The 16,196-nt window shown below is 32.8% G+C and carries 17 protein-coding genes and 1 pseudogene; 2 read left to right on the forward strand and 16 right to left on the reverse strand.

Annotated features, from left to right (window positions below):
• The 5 genes from RR409_RS12890 to RR409_RS12910 all read right to left on the reverse strand — a co-directional run.
• On the reverse strand, positions 1-213 hold a 213-nt coding region (locus RR409_RS12890), incomplete at its 3' end, for a DUF6273 domain-containing protein (protein WP_332558173.1).
• A 54-nt stretch (positions 214-267) separates the two neighbouring features.
• Positions 268-1,272 carry a MerR family transcriptional regulator gene (locus RR409_RS12895; protein WP_332558174.1) on the reverse strand — a complete coding sequence of 335 codons (1,005 nt, stop codon included), beginning with the start codon at positions 1,270-1,272 and terminating at the stop codon, positions 268-270.
• Between the two features lie 307 nt (positions 1,273-1,579).
• Positions 1,580-1,777, reverse strand: coding sequence for a GNAT family N-acetyltransferase (locus RR409_RS12900; RefSeq protein WP_332558175.1), 198 nt, complete (start codon positions 1,775-1,777; stop codon positions 1,580-1,582).
• Between the two features lie 366 nt (positions 1,778-2,143).
• Entirely contained in the window at positions 2,144-3,325 is a 1,182-nt protein-coding gene (locus RR409_RS12905) for an anti sigma factor C-terminal domain-containing protein (protein WP_332558176.1), read from the reverse strand.
• Positions 3,325-3,813: a sigma-70 family RNA polymerase sigma factor gene (locus RR409_RS12910; protein ID WP_332558177.1), complete on the reverse strand. Its 489-nt coding sequence runs from the start codon at positions 3,811-3,813 to the stop codon at positions 3,325-3,327. The genes RR409_RS12905 and RR409_RS12910 overlap by 1 nt, the downstream gene beginning before the upstream one ends.
• A 456-nt stretch (positions 3,814-4,269) precedes the next feature.
• Here RR409_RS12910 and RR409_RS12915 point away from each other — a divergent pair, with 456 nt between their 5' ends.
• Complete coding sequence (locus RR409_RS12915; RefSeq protein ID WP_332558178.1) at positions 4,270-4,764, forward strand: hypothetical protein; 495 nt, start codon at positions 4,270-4,272, stop codon at positions 4,762-4,764.
• A 24-nt stretch (positions 4,765-4,788) separates the two neighbouring features.
• Here the strand turns inward: RR409_RS12915 and RR409_RS12920 are convergent, their stop codons facing one another.
• The 7 genes and pseudogenes from RR409_RS12920 to RR409_RS12950 form a co-directional block, all read right to left on the reverse strand.
• Positions 4,789-5,262, reverse strand: a complete 474-nt coding sequence (locus RR409_RS12920; RefSeq protein WP_332558179.1) for a hypothetical protein — start codon at positions 5,260-5,262, stop codon at positions 4,789-4,791.
• A 240-nt stretch (positions 5,263-5,502) separates the two neighbouring features.
• On the reverse strand, positions 5,503-6,417 hold the full coding sequence (locus RR409_RS12925; protein WP_332558180.1) for a DMT family transporter: 915 nt from the start codon (positions 6,415-6,417) through the stop codon (positions 5,503-5,505).
• Positions 6,418-6,601: 184 nt separating this feature from the next.
• Entirely contained in the window at positions 6,602-6,757 is a 156-nt protein-coding gene (locus tag RR409_RS12930) for a hypothetical protein (RefSeq protein ID WP_332558181.1), read from the reverse strand.
• Positions 6,758-6,991: 234 nt separating this feature from the next.
• Positions 6,992-8,014, reverse strand: a complete 1,023-nt coding sequence (locus RR409_RS12935) for a DUF362 domain-containing protein (protein WP_332558182.1) — start codon at positions 8,012-8,014, stop codon at positions 6,992-6,994.
• A gap of 127 nt (positions 8,015-8,141) precedes the next feature.
• Positions 8,142-8,606 (reverse strand): GNAT family N-acetyltransferase, encoded by a 465-nt coding sequence (locus RR409_RS12940; RefSeq protein WP_332558183.1) that lies wholly within the window; start codon positions 8,604-8,606, stop codon positions 8,142-8,144.
• 421 nt (positions 8,607-9,027) lie between these two features.
• On the reverse strand, positions 9,028-10,101 hold the full coding sequence (locus RR409_RS12945) for a hypothetical protein (RefSeq protein ID WP_332558184.1): 1,074 nt from the start codon (positions 10,099-10,101) through the stop codon (positions 9,028-9,030).
• Positions 10,102-10,271: 170 nt separating this feature from the next.
• A pseudogene (locus RR409_RS12950) lies at positions 10,272-10,358 on the reverse strand (energy-coupling factor transporter ATPase); the annotation flags it as partial.
• Between the two features lie 711 nt (positions 10,359-11,069).
• On the opposite strand from RR409_RS12950, the gene RR409_RS12955 reads away from it, so the two are divergent.
• Positions 11,070-12,008 (forward strand): hypothetical protein, encoded by a 939-nt coding sequence (locus RR409_RS12955; RefSeq protein ID WP_332558185.1) that lies wholly within the window; start codon positions 11,070-11,072, stop codon positions 12,006-12,008.
• Between the two features lie 168 nt (positions 12,009-12,176).
• Here RR409_RS12955 and RR409_RS12960 read toward each other — a convergent pair whose 3' ends face one another.
• The 4 genes from RR409_RS12960 to RR409_RS12975 all read right to left on the reverse strand — a co-directional run bounded on the left by RR409_RS12960 (position 12,177) and on the right by RR409_RS12975 (position 16,196).
• Positions 12,177-13,502, reverse strand: coding sequence for a HAMP domain-containing sensor histidine kinase (locus tag RR409_RS12960; protein ID WP_332558186.1), 1,326 nt, complete (start codon positions 13,500-13,502; stop codon positions 12,177-12,179).
• Positions 13,499-14,170 carry a response regulator transcription factor gene (locus tag RR409_RS12965; RefSeq protein WP_332558187.1) on the reverse strand — a complete coding sequence of 224 codons (672 nt, stop codon included), beginning with the start codon at positions 14,168-14,170 and terminating at the stop codon, positions 13,499-13,501. Before RR409_RS12965 ends, RR409_RS12960 begins: the two co-directional genes overlap by 4 nt.
• A 177-nt stretch (positions 14,171-14,347) precedes the next feature.
• Positions 14,348-15,520, reverse strand: coding sequence for an ABC transporter permease (locus RR409_RS12970; protein ID WP_332558188.1), 1,173 nt, complete (start codon positions 15,518-15,520; stop codon positions 14,348-14,350).
• Positions 15,513-16,196, reverse strand: coding sequence for an ABC transporter ATP-binding protein (locus tag RR409_RS12975; RefSeq protein ID WP_332558189.1), 684 nt, complete (start codon positions 16,194-16,196; stop codon positions 15,513-15,515). The genes RR409_RS12970 and RR409_RS12975 overlap by 8 nt, the downstream gene beginning before the upstream one ends.

A 16,196-nucleotide genomic window follows, 5' to 3' on the forward strand; every position in this document is an offset into this window, starting at 1 on the left:
TTTATCAGTTGCGTTGAATTTGTCATAAAATTCACCATTAAGATATTTTCTTAACCCACAGTCGGCCCATGTTATATCTTTATAAGCATTATGGTAAGGGCGTTGATCTATGATTTCTTCGGTTATAATTAAAGCCACATTGTTTTGTATGTCAAGTACACGCCAGTTATAACTGCCGAAGGATAATGTTGAGCCGATTTTAATATCTTCCATTTAAGCACCTCCTTCTTTGTAATAGGTAATCTGCCTTACCCTTGGAACTTATTCTTAGCCCTTCTCCTTAATTGGAAACAATAAATCAAGCTGTAAATCTTCCATTTTACTACCCTTTTGTACAAAATTATAAAAATTTAAGGTTTCTTCAAAACCTTGTCCAGCAACCGTTTCTGGCGATGTCCAGCGTGGGGAACCCCAATCATTATCATATTTATCGCTTGCGTTAACCCATTCTTTTAATAAACGCCAGTCCTGGAAATCCCATGTCCTAAGCACATGTGCGGCATACAACCCACCGTCAAAATTTCGTTTTACTAAAGGCTTGGGTACCTCTATGTGATCGGGAATGGATACCCACATCTCATATACATGGGAAGGTTGTCCAAGTACTGCTGCCCCCTTAGAGCAGTCAAAACCAAAACTTCGTGCATCGGGTTTGATTTTTAAAAGTCCAATTTCATTTACAAATCGCGCTATCATGTCCCCCGCTTTACCTTCGCAGCCATCTCCCGTTGCGTAAGCAGCAGCCACAGTCATAGGCGGCAGATATACAATTCGCATATCTTTGTCCTCCAGTTTGTTTAAATTTTCATTTGCCTTGTTTAATTCTTCCATGGATACTTTCTCCTTAATTTTATTTTCGGAAAACGAAAGAGTGCTAGCAATGGCAAGCATGGTATTGTCGTTTAATAATTCAAGTTTCAAATATACGTCCGCTTTTTCCTGCAGCTCATCCACAAAGCGCATCAATATGGATTTGAGAGTTGACAGAGCCGTTATTTCCTCATCAATCTGGCTTATGTTCTGCTTGAATATCTCGATCGCCGCCACGGCGTTTTGGTTATTGAGGATATCTTTAATCTGCTTCACCGGAATTTTCAGCTTACGCAAGATGATGATTTGTTGAAGCCGTTGTATAGCATTTTCATTATAAACCCTGTACGCATAATCATCTTTACGACTGCTTTTTATCAACCCTATTTCTTCGTAATAACACAACATTCTTCTCGAAACACCGTAATCCAATGAAATTTGTCTTATAGTTTTTAACTCCATGATTATTCCCCTTTCTGTTTCCCTGATATAAAGTATAAACCGTTACACGGTGTGCGAGTCAAAGGCTAATTTAAAAATATATTTAGACCCACGTCAGCAATTAAACGGTCTCAGACCAAATAGAGAAGATACCTGAAAGCATGAATGCAGTTTCGTATATTTTCTTCTCCTGAAACGTGATCAAACATAGCTTTGAGAGTATATGTTTCTGGTATATTTGGCGGAATTATGTTTTAAATATATCTCGCCATATTACTAATAATATTTTGCATTAATTCAGTACTTTGCTGTATACCATAGGGATATATCATATCTCTTTTGTGGTTTCTTCTGAAGCAATATCGACAAAACCTAATCGGTTATACACCTCAACTGCATAAGGCGTGGAATTCACTGTAATTTCTTTTGCTGTGCTGTTCTCTAGTACAATCTGAAACAGCTTTTTTCCTATTCCCTGTCTATGGTGCTTGCCATCCACAAAGGATAGAGCTATATGGTTCAGCATTCCTGATTGCAATACTTTTATTTATTTAAGTCATAATTAATTACTAGTCTAGCTTTAAATAAGTCTCCTATATCAATGTAATAAGTTCATTTTACCATATAATTACTGTAATAATATACCTGCAGTTTCTTCTTCCTTGTATTTCAAATAAAAACAAAAGACAATTTCCAGCTAATCCTTGAGGTATTGAAAGCTTTAGAACTAACTAGCTACCTATCTAACTTAATAGTATAGTTAATTCAACAAAACCTATAAAGTATAGATTCTATTGAAATTTACGGCAAGTAATTAAAATAGGTTTTCAAACCTTAAGGAACTGAAATAATCCAGTTCTTTAAATTCACATTTATATATTCATATTGAAAACTAATTTATATACTTAGAAGCAAGCACACCTTTTATTTCTATGGTTCTTATCTTTTCATTATCTAAAAATTCAAGAAGCTCTTTTGCCTCACCACGAATTAAAAGTCCATAGATATTTATCCCATTACTTTCAACATAGCTTAGGGCATTTTTATAGTATTCAGACTTAATTTCATTAAAATCTAGGGCTGCAACAGCCTTTTTTCTATCATTCACATATTTCAGTAGTGAAATAAAGTGCTTAGTATAGCCTTCATCCATGGAGCCATCAAAGCCACCTTTGTCGGCTTCACTTCTAAAATAATCAATGAGCTGTATAAAAGGATATTTATCGGTATTAGGATTCTCGTTTGTCACAGAGCTATCATTAAAGTTTGGATTAAAACCTGTTAAATACTCCTTAGATGTACCTTTTGGTGCAGTACGCACCGCTGCCCAGCTAAAGGTAAGCTTATTTTTGTACTTTTTTCTTAGCTCATCAAATTCCTTCACTGTTATATCCTGATCTAGTATTACATAGGCAGATACATAGGAAACAGGATTTAACTCTTTCATATAATCAATTCTCTCTTTATTTACAGACTCTACCACATTGCCATTATCATAAGGTGGTACTATATCTAAAAACTCCATATGGCTAACAGGAAAAAAATCATGAAAGCTATCTCCACTTTTAATATTTCTTTTTATCTTGCTATTAGTAGCTTTGATTTGGCGATTAAACACATTTACCCTTTCGAAGTACACATCATATTCTCCAAAGCCTAAACTTTCTGAATGGGCAGTGTTAAGTGCATAGCCAGGCAAACTGAGTTCGGTGATAACTCTTAAATCAAAGTACAGGTCATCATAATATTTAGCCGCAGTGCTTTGAGAGGGATTATAGTAAAAACTGCTTACTAGGGGAGAAAGTATATAATTAATAGTAAATATGATTGAAAATACCGCTCCAACAGAAGCTATTATTACTTTGCGCAATTTTTTATTTACACTTCTTTTTACTAGCTTTGTTTCATCCATAGAGACTTCAGGCATGGTTTCTTTCTCAAAACCTATATCATAACTTTCAGACAGGTAATCCGATATGACTTCATATTTTTGAAGTTCTTCTTCTATTATTTTTATTTCTTCCTGTGAAGCAGAACCATCATTGTATTTATCTAATAAATCTTTAAAACTCATTATATATCCTCCTCTAAAAATTCTTTTAATTTCTTTCTTGCTCTAAACAGGAGCGTTCTAGCAGCTCCCTGTGAAATTCCAGTAATAGCTGAGATTTCTTTTAAGGAAAGATTGCAGTAGTAATATAAGATAACTATTTCTTTATAAGAGGGCTGCAAACTTAAAACCTCAAAGTAAATTCTTCTTCTATCCTCATTGAGGATAATTTTATCTAAGGTATTATCTTCAATAGAAAGCTTATTTGCACTGGATTCCATATCTTCAAAGCGACTATTTTTCTTTAAATAATCTAGGTATAGATTCTTGCAAACTCTAAATAACCAATATTTAATATACCCTTCACCAATATCTAGAGATAGCAATGCCTTAAAGAAGGTTTCACTAACTAGGTCTTGAGATAGATGATGATCCTTACACAGGGAAAGAGCATAGATATAAAGTTCTCTATTGTATTTTTTATACAAAACTTCAAAGTCATCATTTTTCACAACACCCTCACCCCCTTCACTTAATAAACGATGTTATTATATTAATGTTACACTATCTTCCAATTTAATTTTACAATTAATAAAACAAAGAATCACCAACTAAAAATATTCCTCTTTGTTTTTTATCAAAGAAAAAGCTTAACTAAGACCATTGTTATAGGGAACCAGAGTTAAAACTTAACTTATACAGGGGTCTTACCCTGGTTCCCTTAAGAGGTTCTGATGATAAGTAAGTTAAATTCTCATCATAAAACCCTATATAATGATTAATTAAGCTATGTATATTGTATTAATTTATAATAATTTTGGGTCAACGTTTTATGTAAACACGTGGTATAATTGTTATATAAATACATTTACTTGCATTTGAGGCTGGTTTATTTTTGAGAGCTTTATAATAAAACATTAGTAAAAAAAACTTTTGAAATGTAATGAAACCTAAAGGGAGGGGTTGTATTGTTAAATAATATTAAAGCAATCTTATTTCATCTAATTTATACCTTCTTATCACTTATTTTCACTGTATGGCTTGTATCTACTGGTCCATCCTTAGGGAAGTTTACTACTAGTGTTCCAGGAAGAATATTCTTTATTTTATTATTTATTATGGTTTATATCTGCCTGGGCATGCTTTTATGTAGCAATAAACCTAAAAAATATGACTTCTTCTTTGGGTCACTTATAGCTCTAGTGGGTATTGTAATATGGTTATTTACTTTTTTGAAAACAGGAATGAATACAGGAGTTATCACTAAAGAATATGGTGAGTATTGGTTGCTATTTAATTTATTTTTCTCACCCTTCAATTCTATCTACTTCTTTTTAGACATTTCAATTACACCTATAATATTACTTTTATCTACTGTGTTTCCATCTTTACTAATGGGTATAGGTTTAAAGCTTAAAAGAAGAATTAATATATCTACCCCTGGTGGCAAATTAAAAGAGTGAATAATCATTCACTCTTTTAATTTGCTAGTTTTTACCTTCTTTTAACTCTTCTATAACCTTATTTATATTAAATTCTTCGTCTTGGATCTTATAATATCTTACTCTATATTGTGGCTTTTCATTAAATCCAATCACATTATCTTCAAAAAATCTAATAGCAAAAACTTCCTTTGTGTAGGTACTGGACTCCCCTTCTTTATATGTTGCAATGAAAAAAATGCCATCGTAATACCATTCACTAGGTTTCCATGTTTTTTTTAAAGGCAATTCATCAATCACATTGATTAACTTCTCTACCTTATCAGCTTCAACACTATCTATACGGGTTGAATATTCCAATTTGTCAAAATCATGAACTATCGCTTGTGTATAGGTATAGTCATAGCCGTATCTGGAAATTAAGTTCTTGGAAGGAATAATATATGGCATGTAAATCCACACACTTATAGCAAGGACAATAAATAAACCTATTCCCATGAGGATTTTCTTCCTACTCACTGCTGCTCTCCCCCTACTTAAATTTATAATAGCATATGCACAAGCTAACTATGTGTCACACATTTGTACAAGTTCTAATTAACTTTATTATTCATAAACTAGAAAACACAAATGATAGAAGGAAGAAATCCTGAGAGCGGTAAATTCCGTTTTCTAAGGAAGAGCCTCTCAGATTACAGTTTTACACCTAAATCCCATGGACTTTCTCTAGGTTTAAGGATATCTTTTGCCTTTTCTAAATTAACCTTCATCACAAATTTCGTGGCTTAATTCGTTTTCTTTTGTTTCCAACAGGTTCGCCACCAAGATTGAGCCAATGATTATTAAACCTCCCAATATGCCTCGAAAGCTCATTGTTTCTCTAAGAATAATGAATGAACATACTGCAGTTAAAATCGGTTGTGTGCATTGGAGCATTGAAACTATATTGGAGGAGAGGTGTACTAATGCGGAATTTTGTAATACGTATGCAATGCATGTACATGTCACTGCTAAATAAACAATTACTCCCCAGGCAGCTGGAGCGATATTTGGCACTATACTAAAATCATCAAACACCAATGCACAAATAAGACTCATAAGCGCTGTAACACCTGCCTGTGTAGCTGAAATCGTAACAGCATCAAGGGATTCTAATGATTTTTTGCCAAACACTAATGCCCCTGATAGTGCTATCGCTGTGATTAGAGCAAAAATATCGCCTTTATTTAATGTGAATCCCCCTTCATTACTGCAAAGTAAATACAATCCAATTATTAAAATTATTTGTAAAGGCAAATACCTGAAATCATATTTTTGATTAAGAATAACGGTGGCAAGCAGAGGTGTAAAGATCACTGGTAAAGACATTAGAAATCCAACGTTAGTAGCAGATGTCCAATTCAATGCTAGATTACAGGTTATATAGGCAAGGGCCATACACAAACTTGCTGGAAAATATTTCGAAAACTTAGCTGTTCTCAGTTGGGAGATTATCCTTTTGCCAAAAAAAAGAGAGAAGATAAGCAGTGCTATGGAAAATCGAAAGGTAAGCAGCCAAAAGGGTGTGATACTTTCATAGGCTACCTTTGTCAAGGGATTTCCAACACCATACACCACACTTTGAAGCATTATGTAAGATACATATTTAACTTTAACTGGTTTTATTATTTCCATTATAAGTATTTATACCTCCTAAACCTATAAAATTCGCTCCCTTGTATTATTCAAGTTGCACCTACTTTTCTCCTGACGCTCCTTGATTTACTCTGTGTATTCATCCAAGATATTCATAGTCTGATATATTGTATGAGGTTGCCACTGGCATCATTAATTCTGCAATTTTAGCACCTACTGTTTTTCACGGCTTCTTAGTAAATTCAACCCCTGCTTGTACCAATCTTTCATACTCCATCTCAACATCTTCACTAGCAAAGGAGGTTGCAGGTATCTCTATGCAAAACTGACTTTTCGATTTTCCAAAGCGCCTATGATTATCCTTAGGCTCAAGAAGCACTTATATACCTTCTGATTCGTCAAATGACTCAACTGTTATCCAATTCATTTCCGGCATATATTATCTTTCATTTTAAAGAACACTACAATATCACTAATTGTAGTGTATTACTGTATGATTCCATAGGATTTCAAAAACGATATGGTGAGTTTTAAAATAAGCTTGTTAAAAAAGAAGAATATAAGGAAAATCTAACTAGATATTTCTTATATTCTTATGCCCTTTCTACTACAACTAATTGATTTCAATTAGCTCATATTTCATAGTTCCCATTCCAATTTTTTCTGCATGGAAAAGAGAAGCTCTGCCTTTTTCAAATAGTTTTCTTCCACTGTTTTTTTGAACTAAGTCTAGGCATGCTGCATCTAAAGCAACAGGATCTTTTCCTGCAAGAATACCAATATTAGCTGCAATTGGTTTCATAATTGTGCCTGCGCAGTCGCACTCCTCAGTGATATTGTGAACAAAAGTGATGTATATGATATCCTTTTCCTTTGCTGCTCCATAGGCATACTCTGAAAGTTTCTCAAGGAAGTGTGAGCCACTCCAGGTATTTTCTATTGCGCCTTGAGGACAAACCGCAATACATCCAGCACAGCCAATACATTTACTCTCATCAATCACTGCAGTAACTGGAGTTTCAATGGCACCAAAGTTGCATTTCTTCACACAAATACCACAAGAAATACATCTTTCAGCATCTACTACAGGAGATATGCCAGAATGCTGTTCTAATTTCCCACCTCTAGATGCGAATCCCATAGCAAGCTGCTTTAAAGCGCCGCCAAACCCAGCGGTTCCGTGTCCTTTAAAATGGCTCATAACAATAAATTGTTTGAAATTTCCATAGCCCTTACCTATTTTACATTTACTGATATATTCTTTATTTATTTCTACTTCATCATACTCTGTTCCAATGTCTCCATCTGCTATTATAATTGGAATCTGCGTGAAGCCGTGAGCTTTTGCAGTTTCTAAATGAGCCGCTGTAGTTGTCCTTGATCCCCTATATAACACGTTGGTTTCAATGTAGCATGGGGATACTCCCATTTCTTTTAAGTAATTTATGGTTTCATCATAGCATTTGGCAGGAATAAAGGTTTTGTTTCCTTTCTCACCAAAATGAACCTTTATGGGTACTTCTTTTTCAAAGGACTCCCCAGTTTCTGTCACTATTTTCTTCAATAGCTCTAATGCATCTTTTCCAAGCAGATTATAATCTGCTTCTGAATTCTTAATAAAATATACTTTACTCATGTTGTCACCTTCATTTTCCACATATTTGTTTATATGATTTTTAAAAAATCTCTACACATTCTTCATGACTCATTTCATCATGAATTATTTACCATTTAAACTAATTATAACATATGTAAACAAAATGCTATTCAATTATCTGTTCTAAAATTACTTTTCTTTTATGAAAACCATACCTTTTATAAAATTTAAAAACATCTTCATTTCCTTCTGCTACTCCGATTATCTTTGTTTTTACCTCATTGCTATTTAGCCAATCTAATGCTCTATTCATGAGCTTATCCCCTAATCCATATTTTCGATATTCTTTTTCAACAAAAAGAGAATCAATTTCCCCAATTAATTCTTTATTTACTGTGCTAATACAATAACCAATATACAAGCCCTTCTCTATATCCATAATTAAATCAACTTTCACTTTTAGATTATTATCATTTAATAAGTTACTTTTTCTAATATCAAAAGTAAGATTCATGAATTTACTTTGGAAATAGTTTGAGTTAACTTCGTGGTGTTTATTTAATTTTTCCCATAAAGGTTGTACAAAATTAAGTAATTCTATACTTCCGGTTACAAATTCAAAATTATCCATGTTTTACTCCCCTTTACATTCAGAATATACTGCAAATATACAGTTTTATTATACATTATCAATGACTACATTTCCAATATTTTCAAAAACTCAATTTTTATAGTAAAACCGATAAAATGAAAACTCAAGAGAATACGTTTTGGGTTTTGCCACTTGATAAGTTTGATGTTTTATCACTCGATATTTTTCACTTAAAAACTATAGAAGATATCTATAAATACCTGTAAATTACATTGTAAAGCTAAAAACAACCCTCTTCAAAATTGCAGAAGGTTATTAATACGCCCAATCCTTGAGTATTGTTACCTAGAGAGGATGGGGTATTAACTCTTCTAAAATGACGATAATGCTTTCACAAATATTTCCACTGACCATATTTATAATAAAAATAAAAGTCTAATTTATTTATGATAAATTATCTCTATGAAACCTCTTTTGAATTTGACACCCTAACAATAATTCCAAGCTCTTCTGCTTTGACCTTAAAGGTATCCATATCCTGAACTTTGCAATCTACAATTGATATAAATTTAAGATTCTTTAAGGTTAATAATTTACTACTATCCTTTATGTTAAGCTCATAAAGGGTTAGTTCTTCTAAAGTCTCAAAGTATTCTATTCCCTGAAAGTCGATTACTTTGCAATCCGCAATAGTTAATTTCTTTAAATTTTTCGCCCCTTGAAGAGTTTTTACGTCCCATAAGTCTCCACCTTGAACTGTAAGAGTGTTCAAATTTGGAAAAGACTTCAAGCTATCTAAATACCCTTTTTCAGGATAGGAAATCTCTAAAAATTCTACAGATGTGATTTCACTTAAGCCTTCTAGTTTATCTAGGTCTACTTTCCAGGTACGCAGCCTTTTCAGATTTTTTAATTCTTGTAAAGGGGTATAGTCTTTTACAATTCCATAATCCTCTAAAGATAAGGCATTAAGATTTTTCAAATGCTGAATTCCACTTAAATCTGTTATTCCAAATTTTTCATCACGTATTGTTAACTTTGAAACCTGCTGCAAAGTTTCCTCTGTTATTTCATCCATTCCATCTATAAAATAATTTTGCTCTACAATGGCTTTGCTTAGGTTCAAACTTTTTATCAGACGAGTTGAACCTAAATAATAATTAAATGAGAAGAAGCAAATAAACAACATTACAGTAGCTAAGATTTTTATCTTCATATACTCATTCTTCACTTTTACTGCTTCATCTATTATAAGAATAAATAGTGCTGTAAAAATTATAATATATGCGGGTATATGAAAAAATCCTTTGAGCAAAACAAATAAAATTAACACAGAAAGTATTAATGAACTTGTTATTTTGTACTTAGAATTCTTAAATACCCGTGTACAAAACGTTCCAACTAAGCATCCCACAAAACCAAATGTACTACCATTTAAAACAATAGCTTCCCTTATAAATAAGCTAAATCCCATGAGTATCAAAGTAATTACTAATGAAATTAAAAAGTTCCTATTATACTTTTTTTCCTCCATAAAATTCTCCCCCCAGTAAATTATTTAACTGTAATAAATAGTTTAGTCATACTAAGTTACTGAACTTCCCAAAGTATTGATGTAACTTAGAAGTTCATTGCTACCAAGCATTTATCTCAGCTAGATTATTCATCAGCACTAATATGATTAATGCCCTTAAAGATAAAGATTAAAGCTACTCTTTGCTTTTGGCCTCCTGATAATAGCTGTGATCCATGATTCTTGTATTTATACATATTAACTTTTTTAAGAGCTTCAAATTCCTTTATTTATGCTTAGATGTGATTTTAACTTATATAAAGATCTTAAAAATAAACTTATCCTATCTATACTTATATGCAATTTGGCTTCTTGTTGCCTCTTATGTTTTCATTTTACCATATATTAACTGTTGTTATATGCTTTTTATTGAGACCTTAAATTATTAAAAAAGTGATACTTTAAATACAATTGAAGACTTAAAGGAAAGCTTCCTAGGTGATGACTTATTAAAAGAAAATGAAATTTATAATGATGTGGATGAATATTATAGGGAAGTTTTAAAATTGATTAAATAAATATGAAGTAAAAAAATAAGCATCACATTAAGGAGGCGAAACTTTATATAGGTCTGCTCCTTTTACATTTTATTTGTCTTATTGAAATGTCTGGAAGTTTATGATCCAAATAGGTATAGATTCGAATGTTTAAAAAAGGATGGCTAAGGGTAATTAAATTATCTTTACTTGTTAGCTTCATTTATTCAAAGTTCTATAAGCAATATTATCTGATTTTTTATATATTAAAAGTGGTCTAATAGTTTTTCATCACAATATAATAACATAACATAATTAATTTTGTGCTTTCACTTTAATTTGAAGGCACTTTTTTATTTTATCTAGGCATCTTGGTTCCCCATAGTGCTTACTAGTATTATAATAATATTAGCGGTAATAATTACTAAATTAGCAATGAGGGGTGTGTAATAATTGGACGAAAATAAAAAATTTATCTCTGTAATTTTATCTCTTCTACTCTTATTAAATATATGGAGTTTCTCTAGTGAAAGCAGTAGAAATAAAAATCTACAGCAAAGAGTTAATAGTTTAAGTTCTGAAATTTCAAATCTTCAGCACCAATTGGGCAATAAAATAAACGAGATAAATAACAGTATATCAAGCATGAAAGAGGCTCAAAAGTGGTCAAGTAATTCAATGTATAATTTTACAGCCTTTGATGAAAGTAATAATAAAGTTAACACTGAGATAAGTTGGAGTTTAAGTGAAATAGCACCTGGAGACAATATATTTCTCTCTTTCGCACCACTCGAACCAGCTTCAAAAGTATCTTCTGATTGGACTGAAGTTCAAGCAAAAAATATAGGTAATTTAAGCTATTCTGCAGAAATTAATTTATCTCCTGATAAGAATTATAAACTTAAAGTACACTCTGAAAGTAGTATGGGTTCACGAGGTGAAGACCTATTAGATATTTCTTTTAAAGAACTAACAGAAAATAGATTTAGTATAATTCCTGGTATGGGAACTTCCAAAGGTCCAAGATATGAGCACCATATGTATCTACTTAATATGTATAACGGCACTGAAATCCTGAAAGTCAAATCAGCCACAGCTAAGGTATATGTCAATGGAGCCTTAGAAAATACAATTACACTCCATAAAGCAACTGATAAATCCATTAAAGAGGAGTTCTTTGGAATGTATAACTTTAATGAAGAAAGTGATATATGGTTTAATGATGATGTCATATGGGTTAAAGGAGAGGAAAATTGGGTACAAGGAAAAGATGGCTCATGGACTCTCAAAGGAGAAGTGCCTAAGTTTGGCTCCGACGATGTAAGAATAGAAATAACTATTATTGATAATATGGATAAAACCTATACTGAAACCTTTCCAAAGGGACAGTAACTCAATTTAATGAGTTTCTATATTCATAAAATATATAAAATTTAAAGCAGATTAAAACTGTACCCCATAAAGTAACCTCAAAAGAGTGTACTTTATGGGGTACAGTTTTAATTATTTGAAAAGAATTTTCTCCTGATATTTCCAAATTATGTTAGTACCTCGGAGGTACTAACCAACTGGAGGTGATAAAGTAACGGTAAATTTACTTCCTTTATCTACTTCACTTTCAACCTGAATGGTTCCATGGTGAAGCTCTACAATTTTCTTTGTAATAGAAAGTCCAAGACCTGTGCCTTCGTTGTTTCTTGATTTATCTGCCTTATAAAATCTTAGGAAAATTTTCACCTGCTCATCTTTGCTCATTCCAATGCCGTTATCAATTATTTCCACTGTGATTTTATCAGTTTTTTTAACATTGACTTTTAGGTATCCATTATCCTTTGAATATTTAATAGCATTTGAAATTAGGTTTACCCAAACTTGATACATCAGTTCCTTGTCTCCAATGAAGTCCACTTCCTCTAAGTTCAAATCCAGTTCTAAATTTTTCTTCTCCCAGTCATTTTGTAAAAGTAAAATTGAATCACGAATTTGTTCTGAAAGAGAGAATTCATTTTTATTTTGCCTTATTACTTCATTTTCAAGTTGTGATAATCTAAGTAAACTAGATGATAATTTAGAAAGCCTCTGACTTTCATAGATTATAATGTCTGCATACTCCGCCCTCTCCTCTGATGTTAGATCTTCCTTTTTCAATAGCTTAGCATATCCCATCAAAGAAGTGATTGGAGTTTTAAATTCATGGGATACATTGCTGACAAAATCTTTATGGAGATATTCGTTAGTTGAAAGCTCTTTAACCATTAAGTTAAAGTTCCGGGATAAATCAGCAACCTCATCCTTTCCTCTAACTTTCACTTCTACATTAAAGTTTCCGTCAGCCACCGCCTTTGAGGCTCTAGATAGTTCCTTTATAGGCTTAACCACCTTTGTTACTGCAAGGATAATTAGTATACTACCAAAGAATAGAGGGACAAAGAAGGTTGTTCTTTGGAGCATCATAAATTGACTAATTGCATTATTCTTAAGATCAGGAGTAATATAGATATATTCTCCCTGCAATTCTAATACAGCTAAAACATGAGTTTCACTGTTTGGCTGCATACGTATAATAGTTCCTCCATTTTTCATCTTCCCTATTTCCTTTTGTGAAAATGTAATGTCACTATTTTGTAAGGTTTCCTTGGTGTAAATATTCACATCTGTAGTTGTTAGGTATCTACACGCATCTTCTACTGGAATCCCCTGCTCTTTTACCAAGGCTCTAATATTATTTGCTCTATATTCTATAGTTTTTCTTACGTAAGACCTAATATTATCAAATTGTGTGAAATAGGCAAATAGCGCTGCAGCTAGCATAGAAAGTATGAAAGCTCCTAAAAAGAAGGCAATAAACTTTGTGTACATAGAACTTAATATTTTAACTTTTTTCATAGTTTCACCGCCTTATAGCCAAGGCCTCTCACAGTAATAATTTCAAAATCCCCGTTATAACAAAACTTTTCTCTTAGTCTTTTTATATGAACATCCACAGTGCGCTCGTCACTCTCGGCTCCATAACCCCAGATTTCATCCATTAGCTGATGTCTTGTGAAAATTCTATTTGGTTGTGATAAAAGTTTAAAAATTAGTTGAAATTCCTTTTTGGGAAGTTCCAAGATTTCCTTTCCTAAAGTTACTGTTAGGCTGCTGTAATCAAAGATGGTGTTTCCAACTATGAGTTTTTTATCACTGGCAATTTTGGCCCTTCTGAGCAGTGCCCCTACTCTAATTAACATCTCATCCATATCAATGGGCTTCACCATATAGTCATCTGCTCCCACATAAAAACCAGTTTTTTTATCCTCAAGGGTTTCCTTTGCACTTATCATAAGAATAGGCATCTCAAGGCCTGCCTCTCTTAAGTCCTTTGATAAGGAGAACCCGTCCAATTTTGGCATCATTATATCAGTTATTAAAAGATCAATGTGAGTGCTTCCTAATATTGAAAGAGCGTCTTCACCATTTTCACTTTCAAAAACATTGTAGTTATCCTTCTTTAAATACTGCCACATTAGCCTTCTTATATTTTTGTCGTCCTCGCATACTAAGATATTAAACACTTCACTCACGATCCCCTTTATGAATTTTACTAATATAAAAAATGAACTTCAAGAGTTAAACTTCTTTATCCATAGGGCTTTGGCTTAAGAATAAACAAACTTTGACTTATACTTTTATTTAGTTATAACTTTTCAATTATAGCATCATAACTTCTTAAAGATCTTCTTAATCTCTTTCTATATACTTCTAAGTGCGTCAATTGGATTTAATTTACTAGCATTTTTTGCAGGAGTAAATCCGAAAACTACACCAATTACTGCAGAAAATCCCACTGCTAATAAAATTGTAGCTATTGATAAATTAAAGGTTGTTTTCAGTGCTAAGCACCCAACATAAGCAATAACTATACCTATTATAAGTCCAATAAATCCTCCAAACAAGGATAGGAATATGGATTCTAACAGGAACTGTTGTTGTATGGTGTTTGTTTCTGCACCTAGTGCTTTTCTAAGTCCTATTTCTGTGGTTCGTTCTGTTACAGATACAAGCATCATATTCATGATTCCAATACCACCAACCACTAGGGAGATTGAAGCAATACCAACAAGCATAGCTGTCATCATACCTGTCATTTCATCTACTCTATCTAAGATATTTTGCATATTTGATACTTTATAACCATCACTGTTGTTGTTAAAGGTGGTGTTCATCACACTTTCAATGTCAGCTGTGGTGTTTTCAGCCATATTCCCATTTTCCATAAAAATCTCAACACTATTAATGTTTTTCATTCCAAGTAAACTCATTGCAGTGGTGTAGGGGATAATTATTGTGTTATCGTTACTACCTATGGAGAACCCATCTGATTTTTGCAGTGTGCCTATCACAGTGTAGGTTACGCCACTTATAATAATTTCTTTATCCATAGGATTTTCAACCTTGAAAAACTCATCTACAATATTTTGCCCAATTACACAAACTCTATTTTTATTGCTAATATCTAAAATGTTTATTCCTCTGCCACTTTGGAGTAAGTCTTCTGTATTAGCAAAGTAAACTTGATTCTTCCCCTGAATTGTAATGTCTTCCATCACTGTTTTGTCATAAACAATGTTTGACTTACCACTGATGGTGGGAGAAACCCCTTTGATGTTATCAATTTCTGAGATCTCCTTAACATCAATATCTGAAAGCCCTTTCTTTAGAGGGGTTCCCATAGCTTGAATGGTTATTTTGTTAGCCCCCATATCAGAAATGGTGGAAGTAACACTTTCCGTTACTCCTTGCACAATAGTTATTAAGGTTATGATAGAAGCTACCCCAATTACAATACCTAGTATGGTTAAAAATGAACGCATTTTGTTATGAATAATGTTTTGCCAGGACATGATGATACTTTCTTTAAACATTCATCTTCACCTCACTCAAATTTCCATCTAATATTTTTATAGTTCTGCTTCCGTGCTTTGCAATTTCTTCATCATGGGTAATCATTATTATTGTCTTACCTTCTTTATGAAGCTCTTTAAAAAGCTCCATGATTTGCTTCCCAGTTTTTTGATCAAGTGCCCCTGTTGGTTCATCTGCTAAAACTATAGTTGGTTCTGTTACCATAGCCCTTGCGATGGCAACCCTTTGCTGTTGTCCTCCAGAGAGTTGATTTGGCTTGTTTTTTAGTTTGTCTGAAAGTCCTACACGACAAAGCATTTCTTTTGCTTTCTCCCTGCGCTGTTTTTCTGGAATTCCTGCATAAATCAATGGCAATTCCACATTTTGAAGGGCATTAAGTCTTGGTAAAAGCTGAAATTGTTGAAACACAAAGCCAATTTCTTTATTTCTAATTTGAGCAAGTTCAGCCTCATCAAGATCCTCTACCTCATTATTATTTAAAATGTATTTACCTTCTGTTGGTACATCAAGGCATCCAATAATATTCATCAGTGTAGATTTTCCTGACCCAGAAGGTCCAAGGATAGATACAAATTCCCCTTTATCAATGGTAAGGTTGATATTTTTAAGCACTGTTTGCTCTTCTTCTCCCATTTCATAGATCTTTATAATGTTTTTAAGATTTAATATTTCCAT

Origin of the sequence: Clostridium sp. (assembly GCF_036642255.1) — a bacterium.
GTDB lineage: Bacteria > Bacillota > Clostridia > Clostridiales > Clostridiaceae > Clostridium_J.

Excerpts from the sequence above, each read along its gene's own strand:
- RR409_RS12895 (WP_332558174.1), bottom strand. The coding sequence starts at position 1,272 with ATGGAGTTAAAAACTATAAGACAAATTTCATTGGATTACGGTGTTTCG.
- RR409_RS12900 (WP_332558175.1), bottom strand. The coding sequence starts at position 1,777 with ATGCTGAACCATATAGCTCTATCCTTTGTGGATGGCAAGCACCATAGA.
- RR409_RS12905 (WP_332558176.1), bottom strand. The coding sequence starts at position 3,325 with ATGAGTTTTAAAGATTTATTAGATAAATACAATGATGGTTCTGCTTCA.
- RR409_RS12925 (WP_332558180.1), bottom strand. The coding sequence starts at position 6,417 with ATGGAAATAATAAAACCAGTTAAAGTTAAATATGTATCTTACATAATG.
- RR409_RS12935 (WP_332558182.1), bottom strand. The coding sequence starts at position 8,014 with ATGAGTAAAGTATATTTTATTAAGAATTCAGAAGCAGATTATAATCTG.
- RR409_RS12940 (WP_332558183.1), bottom strand. The coding sequence starts at position 8,606 with ATGGATAATTTTGAATTTGTAACCGGAAGTATAGAATTACTTAATTTT.
- RR409_RS12945 (WP_332558184.1), bottom strand. The coding sequence starts at position 10,101 with ATGGAGGAAAAAAAGTATAATAGGAACTTTTTAATTTCATTAGTAATT.
- RR409_RS12960 (WP_332558186.1), bottom strand. The coding sequence starts at position 13,502 with ATGAAAAAAGTTAAAATATTAAGTTCTATGTACACAAAGTTTATTGCC.
- RR409_RS12970 (WP_332558188.1), bottom strand. The coding sequence starts at position 15,520 with ATGTTTAAAGAAAGTATCATCATGTCCTGGCAAAACATTATTCATAAC.
- RR409_RS12975 (WP_332558189.1), bottom strand. The coding sequence starts at position 16,196 with ATGGAAATATTAAATCTTAAAAACATTATAAAGATCTATGAAATGGGA.